Raw genomic sequence first — 14,709 nt, 5'->3', positions numbered from 1 at the left:
TGATCGCCGCCGTCAGCGTCGTCTTGCCGTGGTCAACGTGGCCGATCGTGCCGATGTTGACGTGCGGTTTCGTCCGTTCAAACTTTGCCTTTGCCATTTCGGGCGCCTCTGGTTCGGGGGCCGGCGTCGGCCCATTGAATATGGCGCGTTCCCTATTGCCGAAATGGGGAAAAATCAAGCCCGGTTCGCGCAAGGCCGCTTGCCGCGCCAAAGCCCGTCCCCGAAACGACACGGCCGGGCCTGGCCCTGCTTTTCCTTGGCAAAATACGCCCGGGGGTGCGGGGGCGGAGCCCCCGCGCGGGTCGGGCGCGACCGCGCCCGAAACCCCCTCAGGGGAACCGCCAGCCTCCGGTCAGGGGAACCGGTTGTCGCGTGGGAATCCGCGCGGCGCCATCCGCCCGGCACTCGCCCGTTTGCCCAGCCATTCCGACAGATCCGCCTCGGTCCGCGTCCGCCCGGCCGGATCCTTCCAGCTCAGACCCTCCGCCATGCGGAAGGTGATCGCATCGGACAGTCCGCCATCCTTGAACTTCTGCAACCGCACGCCCTTGCCCCGCGCCATCTCGGGCAGTTCCTCGAGCGGGAAGACCAAGAGCTTGCGGTTCTCGCCGACACAGGCCACCGCGTCGCCCGTGGCCAGCCGACACACCCGCGTGCGCACGCCGTCGCCCATGTTCAGCACCTGCTTGCCGGTCCGGGTCGAGGCGATCAGCTCTTCGGCCGGAACGATGAACCCATCCCCTTCGGACGAAGCCAGCAGATATTTCTCGCCCGGTTTCGGCACCAGAACATGGGTCACCTCGACCTCGTTCGGCATCTCGAGCATCAGCCGCACCGGCTCGCCCATCCCCCGCCCGCCGGGCAGGTTCGCGCCCAGAAGCGTCCAGGCCCGCCCGTTCGAGCCCATCAGCACGATCCGGTCCGTCGTCTCGGCATGAAGCGCAAAGGCCATGCCGTCGCCGTCCTTGAACTTCACCTCGGCATCGAGCGGCTGGTGCCCCTTCATCGCCCGGACCCAGCCCATTTTCGACAGGATCATCGTGATCGGCTCGCGCTCGATCATCGCCTCGATCGGCACTTCCTCGACTTCGCCCGCTTCGGCGAAATCGGTTCGCCGCGCGCCGACCTTCGTCGCCTTGCCCCAGGTCTTGCGCAGATCCGTCAGCTCGGTCGAGATCTGCGCCCATTGCGCGACCTCGGACGCCAGCAGCGCCTCCAGCCCATCGCGCTCCTTCAGCAAATCATCGCGCTCGGCGCGCAGCTCCATTTCCTCAAGCCGCCGCAAGCTGCGCAGCCGCATGTTCAGGATCGCCTCGGCCTGCACCTCGGTCAGATGCACCGCCGCCCCCGCCTCGGTCGCCCAGTTCTCGGCCATCAACGCGGCCTTCGGATCATCCTCGGTGCGGATGATCTCGATCACCCGGTCGAGGTTCAGGAAGGCGATGATATAGCCTTCGAGCACTTCGAGCCGGTTCGCGATCTTCTCCAGCCGGTGCCGCGAGCGGCGGCAGAGCACGTCGCGACGGTGGTCCAGAAACGCCCGCAGCACTTCTTTCAACGAGCAGACCTTCGGCACCCGACCGTCGATCAGCACGTTCATGTTCAGGCTGAAGCGCACCTCAAGTTCCGAATTCCGAAACAGCATTCCCATCAGCTGCGCCGGTTCGACCGTCCGCGCGCGGGGCTCCAGCACGATCCGCACATCCTCGGCGCTTTCGTCGCGCACATCGGCGAGCGCGGGGACTTTTTTCGTCTCGATCAGCTCGGCCAGTCGCTCGATCAGCTTGGCCTTCTGCACCTGATAGGGGATCTCGGTGACGACGATCTGCCACTGACCGCGGCCCAGATCCTCCAGCGCCCACCGCGCCCGCAGCCGGAACGCGCCGCGCCCGGTGCGATAGGCCTCAAGGATATTCGCCTTGGGTTCAACAATCACGCCGCCGGTCGGAAAATCCGGCCCGGGAATCAGATCGACGAGCCTTGCATCGTCGATCCCGGGCTCGGCGATCATCGCCAGACAGCCATCGACCAGCTCATCCAGGTTGTGCGGCGGCACGTTCGTCGCCATGCCGACGGCAATCCCCGAAGCGCCATTCGCCAAGAGGTTCGGAAAGGCTGCGGGCAGCACGACCGGCTCGGTCAGCGTGCCGTCATAGTTCGGGCGGAAATCGACCGAATCCTCGGCCAGACCTTCCAGCAGCGCCTCGGCCGGGGAGGCCAGACGGGCCTCGGTGTAGCGGCTTGCCGCCGGACCGTCGCCATCGATGTTGCCGTAGTTCCCCTGCCCGTCCACCAGCGGGTAGCGCATGGCGAAATCCTGCGCCAGACGCGCCATCGCATCATAGATCGCAGCGTCGCCATGCGGGTGATAGTTCCCCATCACGTCGCCCGAAATCTTCGCCGATTTCCGGAACCCGCCGGTCGAGGTCAGCTTCAGCTCGCGCATCGCAAACAGGATGCGCCGGTGCACCGGCTTCAGCCCGTCGCGCGCATCGGGCAGCGCCCGGTGCATGATCGTCGAGAGCGCATAGGTCAGGTAACGCTCGCCGATCGCCCGCGAAAGCGGTTCGGCATGGGTTGCGGAAGTCGGGGTTTCGTCGTCGCTGCTCATATCCCGCGGTGTAATTCGGGACCGCCCCCCGGTCCAGCACAAAGACCGGCCAAACCCGTTGTCGCGCGGCAGGGCTTCGCCTATCTGGGACGAAACACGGGGGATGACGATGGCGAAGACGATCCTGATCACCGGCTGCTCTTCGGGCATCGGCTATGACGCGGCGCATGGGCTGCAAAAGGCGGGCTGGAAGGTTCTGGCCACCTGCCGGCGCGAGGAAGATTGTGCCCGGCTGCGCGCCGAGGGGCTGATTTCCTTCCCGCTTGATCTTTCGGACCCCGCCTCGATCGAGGCGGGTTTCAACGAGGCCTTGGCCCGGGCGAACGGCCGTCTGGATGCGCTTTACAACAATGCCGCCTATGGCTGCCCGGGCGCAGCCGAGGATCTGCCCCCGGGCGCGCTTCGCGAAATCTTCGAGACCAACCTTTTCGGCCTGCATGACCTGACCATCCGCGCCATCAAGGTGATGCGGGCCTATGGCGAGAATGGCGAGGGCCGGATCATCCAGTGTTCCTCGGTGCTGGGGCTGGTCGGCATCCGCTGGCGCGGCGCCTATGTGGCCACCAAATTTGCGCTCGAAGGCCTGACCGAGGTGCTGCGCCGCGAGATGCGCGACACAGGCATCCACATCATCACGCTGAACCCCGGGCCGATCCCGACGAAGATCCGGGTCAATTCGATCCCGCATTTCGAGAAATGGATCGACTGGAAAGCCTCGGCCCGGCGCGAACACTATGAAACCTCGCTCCTGAAGCGGCTCTACACGCCCTCGGGCAAGCCCGACACGTTCGAGCTGCCCTGTTCGGCGGTGACCGAACAGCTGTTGCGCGCCCTGACCGATCCGAAACCGAAGTCGCATTACTTCGTCACCAAGGCGACCTGGCTGGCCGCGATCGCGCGGCGGATTCTGCCGCTGGCCGCGCAGGACTGGATGTTTTCCAAAGCCTGAGGGGATTTCGCCCGCAAGCCGTCGCGACGTGACGTAGCGACACCATACGGCGTCGTTTTTCTTCTGTCTTTTGCTGCGGTCGCATTGTAACAAAATTTCCGATGCAAGAATCCGCCCCCTCGGGGGCGCCTTCGAAACCTAGGGAGACACCGCCGATGAAGGTCCTCGTGCCTGTGAAGCGCGTGATCGACTACAACGTGAAAGTCCGTGTGAAGGCGGATGGCAGCGGGGTCGATCTTGCGAACGTGAAAATGTCGATGAACCCCTTCGACGAGATCGCCGTCGAAGAGGCGATCCGGCTGAAGGAAAAGGGCGTCGCGACCGAGATCGTCGTCGTGTCCGTGGGCGTGAAACAGGCCCAGGAAACCCTGCGCACGGCGCTGGCGATGGGGGCGGACCGCGCCATCCTCGTCGTGGCTGCCGATGACGTGCATACCGACATCGAGCCGCTCGCCGTGGCGAAGATCATCGCGAAAGTGGCCGCCGAAGAGCAGCCCGGCCTGATCATCACCGGCAAGCAGGCGATCGACAATGATATGAACGCGACCGGCCAGATGGTTGCGGCGCTGCTCGGCTGGTCGCAGGCGGCCTTCGCCTCGTCGGTCGAGATCGCGGGCGATGCGGCCAAGGTGACGCGCGAAGTCGACGGCGGTCTGCAGACGATTTCGGTCAAGCTTCCGGCCGTGGTCACCGCCGATTTGCGCCTGAACGAGCCGCGCTATGCCTCGCTGCCGAACATCATGAAGGCGAAGAAAAAGGAACTGGCCGAGAAGACCGCCGCCGATTACGGCGTCGACGTCACGCCGCGCCTGACCGTGGTGAAGACCGCCGAACCGGCTGGCCGCGCCGCCGGCATCAAGGTCGGCTCGGTCGACGAGCTGATCGGCAAACTCAAGGACGCGGGGGTGATCTGATGGCTGTTCTTCTGCTTGCTGACGTGAATGGCGGCCAACTGGCCACCGATGCGGTTGCGAAAACCCTTTCGGCCGTGAAGTCGCTGGGCGAGGTGCATGTGCTGGTCGCCGGTCAAGGGGGCGAAGCTGCCGCCGCCGAGGCCGCGAAGCTGGACGGCGTCTCGAAGGTGCTTTTCGCGGGCGCGCATGACTATTGCCACGGCATGGCCGAAGCCACCGCCGCGCTGATCGTCGGTCTCGCCTCGGGCTACAGCCACGTTGCCGCCGCCTCGACCGCCGCGGCGAAGAACGTGCTGCCGCGCGTCGCCGCCCTGCTCGACGTGATGATGATCACCGACATCACCGCCGTGATCGACGCCGACACCTTCGAGCGTCCGATCTATGCGGGCAACGCGATCCAGACCGTGAAGTCGGCCGACAAGGTCAAGGTCTTCACCGTCCGCACCGCCACCTTCGGCGCGGTGGGCGCCAGCGGCGCGGCCGCGGTCGAGACGATCTCGGGCGAAACCGCTGCGGGTCTGTCGTCCTGGGTCGAAGACAAGGTGGCCGCTTCGGACCGCCCCGAACTGACCTCGGCGAAGATCGTCGTCTCGGGCGGCCGTGGCGTGGGCTCGCAAGCCGACTTCGCGCTGATCGAGAAGCTGGCCGACAAGTTCGGCGCCGCCGTCGGTGCCTCGCGCGCCGCCGTCGACTCTGGCTTTGCGCCGAACGACTGGCAGGTCGGGCAGACCGGCAAGGTCGTCGCGCCGGAGCTTTACGTCGCCGTCGGCATCTCGGGCGCGATCCAGCATCTGGCCGGGATGAAGGACAGCAAGATCATCGTCGCGATCAACAAGGACGAAGAGGCGCCGATCTTCCAGGTCGCCGATTACGGCCTCGTCGCGGATCTGTTCACGGCGGTGCCGGAACTCGCCGACAAGCTCTGATCCGGGCGACGCGAAACAGAAAGCCCCGCCACTGGCGGGGCTTTTCCTTTGCCGGTATTCCGAAGTTACAGGAACTTCCGAACGGCCGGAATCAGCGCTTCGGCCACTTCCTGATGCACGAGCGGCCCCGGCATCGTCATCGCCGCAGGCTCTTCCATCGGGCCGAAATGCATCCCCACCGTGCCGGTCGAGCGCGCCATCACCGAGGGCTGCACCTTGACCAGCCCCTGCGCCAGCGGCGAGATCTCGTCGACCATCGCCTGGGTGATCAGCAACGGTTCGGCCCCCAAGGGATCGGCGGTCAGCGGATCGCGATAGTCGCCCAGCCACAACAGCAGCTTCGGTCCGGTCACCTTTTCCAGAAGCCCGCGCATCCGCGCCACCCAGGCCGCCCGCAACTCGGTCACCAACGTCTCGAACCGGTCCGGCGCATAGGTTTGCAGCGTGCTGAGCATGTGGCGGGTAAAGTTGAACTCGGTGAAATCGACATCATTGAAGACCGCGCGCATCAGGTTCGAGGCACGCAGGAATCGGTCGTTGCGACGCGGATGCACCGCATAGAAGCGGTTCGACATGTTCGGCGCGCCAAGCAACTGGATGATCGAAAGCGAGGTCGATTTCGTCGCCTCGGGCAGTTGCGGCTCGCTGTAAAAGACATCGATGCCCGCATTCAGATACCCGAAGTTCACCACCGGGAAATCCAGACGATCCTCGAGCAGCACGGGCCAGGGCTCAGCCACAAACTTGCCGTAGGTTTCACTTCCCCCCATCGCCGCCACAAAAGGCTTCGTCAGATCGCGGCGCGGTCCCCGAAACAGAAGCTTCGACTTGCCATATCGGCATGGAAAATAGTCCAGGGCACCGCTGCCCGTGTATTCAAAGGCCATTCATCCCACCTTGTAGATTTCGACTCACCCATAGGCAGGTTTGACTGGAAAGCCTTGCTAAAGAGCTAAAGAGAAAATTGACACAATCTGGCTATTTTGCGGCGATGGCGGCGCCCCCTTGCCGCGGTGCAGCGCCGGGCTTAGACTTGGTCAAATCCGAAAGAAGGAAACGAAATGACGATCTTGACCGTGGGTGTCGTGGGCGCCGGACAGATGGGCAACGGCATCGCCCATGTTTTTGCCCTGTCGGGCTATGACGTGTTGCTCAACGACGTCGCCCCCGAAAGCCTTGAACGGGCGATGGGGACGATCGGAAAGAACCTCGACCGGCAGGTGCATCGGGGCAAGATCTCGCACGAGGAGCGCGATGCGGCACTGGGCCGGATCCGCACGACGCTGACGATTGCCGATCTGGGCCAGACCGATCTGATCATCGAAGCGGCGACGGAACGCGAGCCGGTCAAGCAGGCGATCTTCGACAGCCTGTTGCCGCATCTGAAGCCGGAGACGATTCTGGCCAGCAACACCTCGTCGATCTCGATCACCCGGCTGGCCTCGCGCACCGACCGACCCGAGAAATTCATCGGCGTGCATTTCATGAACCCGGTGCCAGTGATGCAGCTTGTCGAGCTGATCCGCGGCATCGCGACGGGCGAGGAAACCTACCGCACGCTTCTGGGCGTGATCGAGCGTCTGGGCAAGACCCCGGCCTCGGCCGAGGATTTCCCGGCCTTCATCGTCAACCGCATCCTGATCCCGATGATCAACGAGGCGGTCTATACGCTTTACGAAGGCGTGGGCAACGTGCAGTCGATCGACATGGCGATGAAGCTTGGCGCGAACCATCCGATGGGGCCGCTGGAGCTGGCCGATTTCATCGGGCTCGACACCTGTCTGGCGATCATGAACGTGCTTTATGACGGGCTGGCGGATACGAAATACCGGCCCTGCCCGCTGCTTACGAAATATGTCGAAGCCGGGTGGCTGGGGCGCAAGACCGGGCGGGGGTTTTATGACTACCGCGGCGAGACGCCGGTGCCGACGCGCTGAGGGCGGCGGCGGAGCGGGGCTCTGCCCCGCACCCCGAGGTATTTTCGGCAAGATGAAAAGGGGCCGCTTGAGGCCCCTTATTCAGTTCCGCAGCGCAAGGGTTTCGGCGCGCAGATCGGCGAGGAACTGGCGGGGGTGTTTCAGCGCCTCGGCCATCTCAGTGGCGGTTTTCGGATGACCGATCACCGGCGCTTGCGGCTTGAACAGCGCGCGCTTGATTTCATGCAGCAGCAAGCCTTGCCGCAGCGTCGCACCCAGCTTGTTGGCGATCTGATAGGCGCGCGAGTTCTTGCCGGGAAAGTAGATCGGCAGCACGGAGGCCCCCGAGCGCGCCAGCATCTTTGCGGTGAAGGGGTTCCATTCCCCCTCGATCGCCGGGCCGAAGAAGGTCTCGGAATGGGCGACTGCGCCAGCCGGGAAAAGCACGATCACCCCGCCGCGCTTCAGCTGCGCCATGCATTCCGCCCGCATCTTCAGGCTTTCTTCCTGCGCATTCGGTTCATGCGGGAAGGGCACAGGCAGCATGAATTCCTCGATTTCGGGAATTCCTGTCAGCAGCGAACGGGTCAGGATCTTGTAATCGGTCCGCACCTGCCCGATCAGCCAAGCCAGCACCATGCCATCGACGAGCCCGTGCGGATGGTTCGCGACGACGACGAGCGGCCCGGTCGCGGGGATGCGGGCGATCTGCTCGGGCGGGGTCTTCACATCGATCCCCATGATCTCCAGCGCCTGCGGCCAGAACGGTTGCCCGACCGGAGCGCCGCGGCGTTCGAACTTGCGGATCAGCTGCAACAGCGTCCATTTCGCCGTCAGCCATTCGATCGTGCGGATCGCGTTCGCCTTCCACGGATTGGTGAAAGTGCCCGCGTAGGAGAGCCGCTTGATGTCATAGGGCTTTGGCTCGGCCGCCACCGGGCCGCCTCGTTGCATGTCGTTCACGACGCATTCCCCTTGCCTTGCGGCTTACATCTCTTCGCCGAAGCGGTCCGCAACCAGCGCTTCAAGCGCATTGGCCAGCTTGTCGGCTTCGGTGCCGAAGGTCGTGACTTCGATCGTCGTCCCGCGCGAGGCGGCGAGCATCAGGAGCCCCATGATCGAATCGCCCGAGACCTTCATCCCGTCCTTTTCGACATCGGCCCGCGCGTCATGCGCCTCGACCACTTCCACGAACCGCGCCGAGGCCCGCGCATGCAGGCCCTTTTCGTTCACGATCTTCAAGACCTTGCTGACACTCACTTGGCCGAGGCTCCGCCCGTCGAATAGCAATTGATATATTTGCGACCGGCATCAAGCGAGGCTTCCACCGCCGCATGCACGCCCAGCGACCGCGATTTGGCGAGCTTTATCAGCAAGGGAAGATTGGCACCATAGATGATCTCGCGCCCACCGGCCTCGCAGGCCATCAGGCTCAGGTTCGAGGGCGAGCCGCCAAACATGTCGGTGACGACGACAACCCCGGCGCCACTGTCGACCGCATCGGCCGCGGCGCGGATCTCGGCCTGTTTCGCAGCCCTGTCATGATCGTCTTCGATGGTGATGGCGCGAATGCCTTCCTGAGGGCCGACAACATGTTCGACCGCCGCGAGATATTCCCGCGCCAAACCCCCATGTGCCACGATCACGATTCCGATCACGCGCCCTCTGCCTCTTTCCCTGTGGGCATGGCCTGTGCCCGCCGTTCAAGCTCCCTGTGCCGTTTAGACACTTGCCAGTTCGCCTGCGCAAGGGCCTTGGCCACCGCTTCCGTTACGGCAACCGATCTGTGTTGCCCGCCAGTACATCCAAAGCCCACAGCCAGATGGGCCTTGCCCTCGTCAAGATGGGCCGGAAGTTGAAACAGCAGTAGATCACACACCTTCTGAATGAAGGGTTGATAGCGGGCGTCTGCCTGCACATGCGCCGCGACCGCCGGATCAAGCCCGGTGAGCGGGCGCAGCGCCTCGACCCAATGGGGATTCGCCAAGAACCGGCAATCGAACATCATGTCGAGACCACGCGGAACGCCGCGCTTGTAGCTGAAGCTGTGCAAGGACACCGCCAGCCGGGAAATCTGCCCCATGTCGAACCAGCGCAGCACCTCGGCGCGCAGGTCGTGCGGGCTCATGTTCGAACTGTCGATCAGCACATCGGCGCGGACCTTGATCGGACCGAGCATGTCGATCTCCTGATCGATGCCAGAGACCGGCTGCGCATCGGGCGCCAGGGGATGGCGGCGCCGGGTTTCGGAATAGCGGCGGATCAGCGCCTCGGGCGTGGCGTCAAGATAAAGAACCTCGAGCAGCAACCCCGGCTCGCGCGTCAGCCAGTCGATCAGCTCGATCATCGCCGCGACCGAGAAATCGCGGTTGCGCACGTCGATGCCAAGTGCCATCGGCCGGGGCAGCGGGCCGTCGATCAGTCGTGGCACCAGAGACAGCGGCAGGTTGTTGATCGCCTCGTAGCCCATGTCTTCGAGCGCGGCGATGGCGGTGGTGCGCCCCGCCCCGGAGGGGCCGGTGACAAGAACCAGACGGTTCGTCGTCTCCGCTGCCGCGCGCTCGTTCACATCGCTCTCCCGGCTTTCAGCCATTGCAGGATCACCGCTTCAAGATGACCATGTTGCAGGCGCAGCACAAGAGGCAGGGTGACGCCCCGGAAGGCAATCTCGCGTGATTGAGGCAGTCTTTCGGTCTCCTCCTGCCCCATGTCGATCGCCAGAACGATCCGCGCCTGCGTCATCGGCGCTGCGCGCAGGATGCCTGCGCCGCGCGCCTCGATCAGACCGGCGATCGGCGGCGGGCAGCGGGCGATCAATGCGCCGTCTTCGACCATCAAGATCACCCGGTCATCGGCCACCAGGGCCGCACCGAAAGCCATCAGCCGCAGCGCGAGGCTCGACTTGCCGGAGCCGGAGGGACCGAGGATCAGCACCCCCGCTTCGGGGCTCAGCGCGACCGCCGTGGCATGCAGCGGCCCGTCCAAGGCTCAGACCGGCAGGCCGACGACGAACCGGGCGCCGAGCGGTTCCGAGGTGATGTCGGCATCGGTGGGGCGGATGTTCTCGGCCCAGATCACGCCGCCATGCGCCTCGACGATCTGCTTCGAGATCGCCAGCCCAAGGCCGGAGTGATCGCCGAACTGCCCCTCGGGGCGTTGCGAATAGAAACGCTTGAAGACCTTGGTCAGCGCCTGTTCGGGAATGCCGGGGCCGGTATCCTCGACCACGACCAGCACGCGGTTTTCGCGTTTGCGTGCCCAGACCCGCACCGCGTCCCCCTCTTCGCAGAAGCTGATCGCATTGCTGATCAGGTTGACGAAGACCTGCGCCAGACGTTCCTCAAGCCCGGTAATCTCGATCGGTTCATGCGGCAGATCGGTGATGAACTCGACCCCCTTCGAGGCCGCTTCCTTGCCCAGATATTCGCCCAGATTTCCGACCATCTTCAGCAGGTCGAAGGTTTCTTCCTCTTCCTTGACCAGATCGCTGTCGAGCCGCGAGGCATTGGCGATATCGCTCACCAGCCGGTCCAGACGCTTCACGTCGTGGTCGATCACTTCCAGCAACCGGGTGCGCTGATCATCGCGCTTCACCACGTGCAGCGACGCCACGGCCGAACGCAGCGAGGCCAGCGGGTTCTTGATCTCATGCGCGACATCGGCGGCGAATTGTTCGTTCGCGTCGATACGGTCGTAAAGCGCCGCCACCATGCCGCGCAGCGCACCGGAGAGCCGCCCGATCTCGTCGGGCCGCGCCGTCAGGTCGGGGATGCGGACCCGTCCGGGCGTCATCTTGCGCGCATGGCGATCACGCCCGATCTCTGCGGCGGCGGCCAGATCCGACAGCGGATTGGCAATGGTCGAGGCCAGCACCAGCGACAGCCCGATCGAGACGATGATCGCGACCACGAACATCTGCAGGACCTGCTCGCGCTCGACCCGCACGAGCTTGTCGATCTCGCCCGCGGCCGAGGTCATCGCCACCGCACCGACCCGCTTGCCGTTCTGGTAAAGCCCCGTCGCGACGGTGAAGATCGTCGCCCCCGAAATGTTGCGCCGCGTCGCCATCACGGTCTGTTCGGCATTCACCTGCCCCAGAAGCGACTCGGCCATCGCGCGGGTATCGACCGGCGCGGCTTCCTGGGTGCGATGCGCCAGAGAGGTCAACCATTCCCAGGCCGAGTTCAGCAGATCGGTAATCATCGTCGAGCGGGTATCGATGCCCAGTCCCTCGACATGTTCGCGCGGAGCGGTGCCGACCGCGGCGGAATCCGCCAGCAGGCTCCCAGCCGCGTCGAAGACATAGATCGTCGCGCCCTCGGGCAGTTCGATCCCGCGCATCACTTCAAGGACATCGATGCCGTCGCCCGCCGCCAGATTGACCGGCGCGGCAGAAGGCATCCGCGCCTCGAAGACATCGGCGATCAGTTCCGCCTCGCTGACGATGGCGCTTTCGCGCTGAAACACCAGAGAGTCGCGGAACGGGTTCAGGTACAGCACCCCGGCAACCATGACGAGCATGGCGAGCAGGTTGAAGGTGATGATCTTGCGCGCCAGAGGCGAGTTGTTGAGCGAGATGAAGCGGCGACGCCGGCGGCCGTTGAGCAGATCCTCATCGATCGCGCCCTTGGGCCCGACCCAGTCCTCGCCCAGAACCACATCCGTCTCGGATTTGGTGGCCTTGTTCACCCGCCTCCGCCCCGCTGCAAGAAATCCGGCAATCGTCATTCTTCGTTGTAACGATAGCCGATGCCGTAAAGCGTCTCGATCGCCGAGAAATCATCATCGACCGTGCGCATCTTCTTGCGCAGGCGCTTGATGTGGCTGTCGATGGTGCGGTCGTCGACATAGACCTGATCATCATAGGCCACGTCCATCAGCTGATCGCGGCTCTTCACGAAACCCGGCCGGATCGCCAACGCCTGCAGCAGCAGGAATTCGGTCACCGTCAGCGTCACTTCGCGGCCCTTCCAGGTCACCGAATGGCGCAGCGGGTCCATCGACAGCGAGCCGCGCACGATCACCTTGGTGTCTTCGGTCACCGGAGCCTCGCCGGTCGAGATCGCTTCCTGACGACGCAGCAGCGCGCGGATGCGTTCGACCAGAAGCCGCTGGCTGAAGGGTTTCTTGACGTAATCGTCGGCGCCCATGCGCAGGCCCAGAACCTCGTCGATCTCGTCGTCCTTCGAGGTCAGGAAAATCACCGGCATCGTCGTCTTCTGCCGCAGCCGTTGCAGCAGTTCCATCCCGTCCATCCGCGGCATCTTGATATCGAGCACCGCCATGTCGGGCAGCCGCTTGCTGAAGGCGTCGAGCGCGGCCTGACCATCGTTATAGGTCTCGACCTCGTAGCCCTCCGCCTCGAGCGTCATCGAGACCGACGTCAGAATGTTGCGATCATCGTCGACCAGCGCGATCCTCGACATGTCCTGCACCTCATACTTCTTAGTATTATGTTTACGCACATTGTCTGCTTTCCGGCCCGCGGAATCAACTGCGATGTGCGAATCAGCCGGTCTGCCGGAATCATCTGAGCGCAAAAAAACGAAGCTTTGACTAATTTGTCTCACCTCTGCGCGATGGTGGCGCTAAATCGGCGCTGTTTGCGCTAGCTGCGACAAACCCTTCTGTTCCTTCGCATTTGCGACATGTTATAGGGCCTCATCCGCAATTTCATTGCGCGGATCGGTATTCTGGCGCCTTCGGATACCGGGAGGAACCACTGCGCCGCAAGGGCGGCAACGGGAGCTGAAAATGAGCATCGGACGCGTGAACCCGGCGAAAAAGCTGGAAGATCAGGGCCTCACTGGTCTCGGCAACGTCTATTACAACCTGCTGGAACCCGCGCTGATCGAGGAAGCGATCAAACGGGGCGAAGGCGTTCTGGGTAAAGGTGGCGCGTTCTATTGCTCGACCGGCAAGCACACCGGCCGCTCGCCGAAAGACAAGTTCGTCGTGCGCACTGCCAGCGTGGAAGACACGATCTGGTGGGAAAACAACAAGCCGATGGATCCGGCCAAATTCGACGTGCTGCATGCCGACATGCTGGCGCACATGAAGGGCAAGGATTTCTTCGTCGAAGACCTTTATGGCGGTGCTGACCCGGCCCACCGTCTGGACGTGCGTCTGGTTGCCGAACTGGCCTGGCACGGCCTCTTCCTGCGCACCATGCTGCGCCGTCCGGCGCGCGAAGAGCTCGACACGTTCAGCCCGGAATGGACGATCATCAACTGCCCGTCGTTCAAGGCCGACCCGGAACGCCATGGCTGCCGCACCGAAACGGTGATCGCGCTGAACTTCGACAAGAAGCTGATCCTGATCGGCAACACCGCTTACGCCGGTGAAAACAAAAAAGGCGTGTTCACGCTGCTCAACTACATCCTGCCCGGCAAGGGCGTGATGGCGATGCACTGCTCGGCCAACCATGCGATCGACAACCCCGATGACTCGGCGGTGTTCTTCGGCCTGTCGGGCACCGGCAAGACCACGCTTTCGGCCGACCCGTCGCGCGTGCTGATCGGCGACGACGAGCATGGCTGGTCGGAAAAGGGCATCTTCAACTTCGAGGGCGGCTGCTACGCCAAGACCATCAACCTCTCGAAAGAAGCGGAACCGGACATCTACAACACCTGCTCGATGTTCGGCACCGTGGTCGAGAACATGGTCTATGACCCGGAAACGCTGGAACTCGACTTCTACGACAGCTCGCTGACCGAGAACATGCGCTGCGCTTACCCGCTGCATTACATCGGCAACGCCTCGGAAACCGCGCTTGGCGGCCATCCGAAGAACGTGATCATGCTGACCTGCGACGCTTATGGCGTCCTGCCGCCGATCGCGCGTCTGACCCCCGCGCAGGCAATGTATCACTTCCTCTCGGGCTTCACCTCGAAGACCCCGGGCACGGAAGTCGGCATCGTCGAACCGGTTCCGACCTTCTCGACCTGCTTCGGCGCGCCCTTCATGCCGCGTCGTCCGGAAGTCTATGGCAAGCTTCTCGCCGCGAAGATCGCCCAGTTCGGCGCCTCGTGCTGGCTTGTGAACACCGGCTGGAGCGGCGGCGCCTTCGGCGTTGGCAAGCGGATGCCGATCAAGGCCACCCGTGCGCTGCTCACCGCCGCGCTGGATGGGTCGCTGAACAACGCCGAATTCCGCAAGGACCCGAACTTCGGCTTCGAAGTGCCGGTGGCCGCGCATGACGTCGACGCGAAACTGCTGAACCCGCGCGAAACTTGGGCCGACAAGGCCGCCTATGACGCGCAGGCCGCGAAACTGGTGAAGATGTTCTCGGACAACTTCGCGCAATACGTCCCCTATGTGGACGAAGACGTGAAAGCCGTCGCGATCGGCTGATCGCACGGGCAGACAGACGAAGGGCCGGGGTTTTCCCCGG

At 63.9% G+C, this 14,709-nt stretch carries 15 protein-coding genes; 5 read left to right on the top strand and 10 right to left on the bottom strand.

Annotated features, from left to right (window positions below; all coding sequences use genetic code 11):
- Window positions 1–97: GTP-binding protein (locus tag C8J30_RS19345; RefSeq protein ID WP_199505807.1), on the bottom strand; the 97-nt coding region annotated here is incomplete at its 3' end.
- A 255-nt stretch (window positions 98–352) separates the two neighbouring features.
- Window positions 353–2,611, bottom strand: a complete 2,259-nt coding sequence (gene parC, locus C8J30_RS05620; RefSeq protein ID WP_110804760.1) for a DNA topoisomerase IV subunit A — start codon at window positions 2,609–2,611, stop codon at window positions 353–355.
- A gap of 109 nt (window positions 2,612–2,720) precedes the next feature.
- Between parC and C8J30_RS05615 the strand changes: the two genes are divergently transcribed.
- From C8J30_RS05615 to C8J30_RS05605, 3 genes are all read left to right on the top strand, one after another.
- Window positions 2,721–3,560 (top strand): SDR family NAD(P)-dependent oxidoreductase, encoded by an 840-nt coding sequence (locus C8J30_RS05615; protein ID WP_110805014.1) that lies wholly within the window; start codon window positions 2,721–2,723, stop codon window positions 3,558–3,560.
- Between the two features lie 155 nt (window positions 3,561–3,715).
- A complete protein-coding gene (locus tag C8J30_RS05610; protein WP_110804759.1) occupies window positions 3,716–4,474 on the top strand; it encodes an electron transfer flavoprotein subunit beta/FixA family protein in 759 nt (252 codons plus the stop codon).
- Complete coding sequence (locus tag C8J30_RS05605) at window positions 4,474–5,400, top strand: electron transfer flavoprotein subunit alpha/FixB family protein (protein ID WP_110804758.1); 927 nt, start codon at window positions 4,474–4,476, stop codon at window positions 5,398–5,400. The genes C8J30_RS05610 and C8J30_RS05605 overlap by 1 nt, the downstream gene beginning before the upstream one ends.
- A gap of 65 nt (window positions 5,401–5,465) precedes the next feature.
- On the opposite strand, the gene C8J30_RS05600 is transcribed toward C8J30_RS05605, so the two are convergent.
- Window positions 5,466–6,287, bottom strand: coding sequence for a DUF6473 family protein (locus C8J30_RS05600; protein ID WP_110804757.1), 822 nt, complete (start codon window positions 6,285–6,287; stop codon window positions 5,466–5,468).
- Window positions 6,288–6,461: 174 nt separating this feature from the next.
- Here C8J30_RS05600 and C8J30_RS05595 point away from each other — a divergent pair, with 174 nt between their 5' ends.
- Entirely contained in the window at window positions 6,462–7,337 is an 876-nt protein-coding gene (locus C8J30_RS05595; RefSeq protein WP_110804756.1) for a 3-hydroxybutyryl-CoA dehydrogenase, read from the top strand.
- An 81-nt stretch (window positions 7,338–7,418) separates the two neighbouring features.
- Here the strand turns inward: C8J30_RS05595 and C8J30_RS05590 are convergent, their stop codons facing one another.
- The 7 genes from C8J30_RS05590 to C8J30_RS05560 are packed head-to-tail and all read right to left on the bottom strand — an operon-like array spanning window position 7,419 to window position 12,742.
- Window positions 7,419–8,270 (bottom strand): lysophospholipid acyltransferase family protein, encoded by an 852-nt coding sequence (locus C8J30_RS05590; RefSeq protein WP_110804755.1) that lies wholly within the window; start codon window positions 8,268–8,270, stop codon window positions 7,419–7,421.
- A 33-nt stretch (window positions 8,271–8,303) separates the two neighbouring features.
- The gene (locus tag C8J30_RS05585; RefSeq protein WP_110804754.1) at window positions 8,304–8,576 is read right to left on the bottom strand and encodes an HPr family phosphocarrier protein; all 273 of its coding nucleotides are present in this window, start codon (window positions 8,574–8,576) and stop codon (window positions 8,304–8,306) included.
- The gene (locus tag C8J30_RS05580) at window positions 8,573–8,974 is read right to left on the bottom strand and encodes a PTS sugar transporter subunit IIA (protein ID WP_013068539.1); all 402 of its coding nucleotides are present in this window, start codon (window positions 8,972–8,974) and stop codon (window positions 8,573–8,575) included. Before C8J30_RS05580 ends, C8J30_RS05585 begins: the two co-directional genes overlap by 4 nt.
- A complete protein-coding gene (gene rapZ / locus C8J30_RS05575) occupies window positions 8,971–9,909 on the bottom strand; it encodes an RNase adapter RapZ (protein WP_110804753.1) in 939 nt (312 codons plus the stop codon). The genes C8J30_RS05580 and rapZ overlap by 4 nt, the downstream gene beginning before the upstream one ends.
- Window positions 9,882–10,301, bottom strand: coding sequence for an HPr kinase/phosphorylase (locus tag C8J30_RS05570; protein WP_110804752.1), 420 nt, complete (start codon window positions 10,299–10,301; stop codon window positions 9,882–9,884). Before C8J30_RS05570 ends, rapZ begins: the two co-directional genes overlap by 28 nt.
- Window positions 10,302–10,304: 3 nt before the next feature.
- Window positions 10,305–12,038, bottom strand: coding sequence for a stimulus-sensing domain-containing protein (locus C8J30_RS05565; protein WP_394341913.1), 1,734 nt, complete (start codon window positions 12,036–12,038; stop codon window positions 10,305–10,307).
- Between the two features lie 2 nt (window positions 12,039–12,040).
- Window positions 12,041–12,742 carry a response regulator transcription factor gene (locus C8J30_RS05560; protein WP_110804751.1) on the bottom strand — a complete coding sequence of 234 codons (702 nt, stop codon included), beginning with the start codon at window positions 12,740–12,742 and terminating at the stop codon, window positions 12,041–12,043.
- A gap of 328 nt (window positions 12,743–13,070) precedes the next feature.
- Between C8J30_RS05560 and C8J30_RS05555 the strand changes: the two genes are divergently transcribed.
- Window positions 13,071–14,669 (top strand): phosphoenolpyruvate carboxykinase, encoded by a 1,599-nt coding sequence (locus C8J30_RS05555; protein WP_110804750.1) that lies wholly within the window; start codon window positions 13,071–13,073, stop codon window positions 14,667–14,669.
- Window positions 14,670–14,709 lie beyond the last annotated feature (40 nt).

The sequence above is a fragment of the Rhodobacter viridis genome (assembly GCF_003217355.1).
GTDB classification, from domain to species: domain Bacteria; phylum Pseudomonadota; class Alphaproteobacteria; order Rhodobacterales; family Rhodobacteraceae; genus Rhodobacter; species Rhodobacter viridis.
This window is presented reverse-complemented; position numbering and strand designations above follow the sequence as displayed.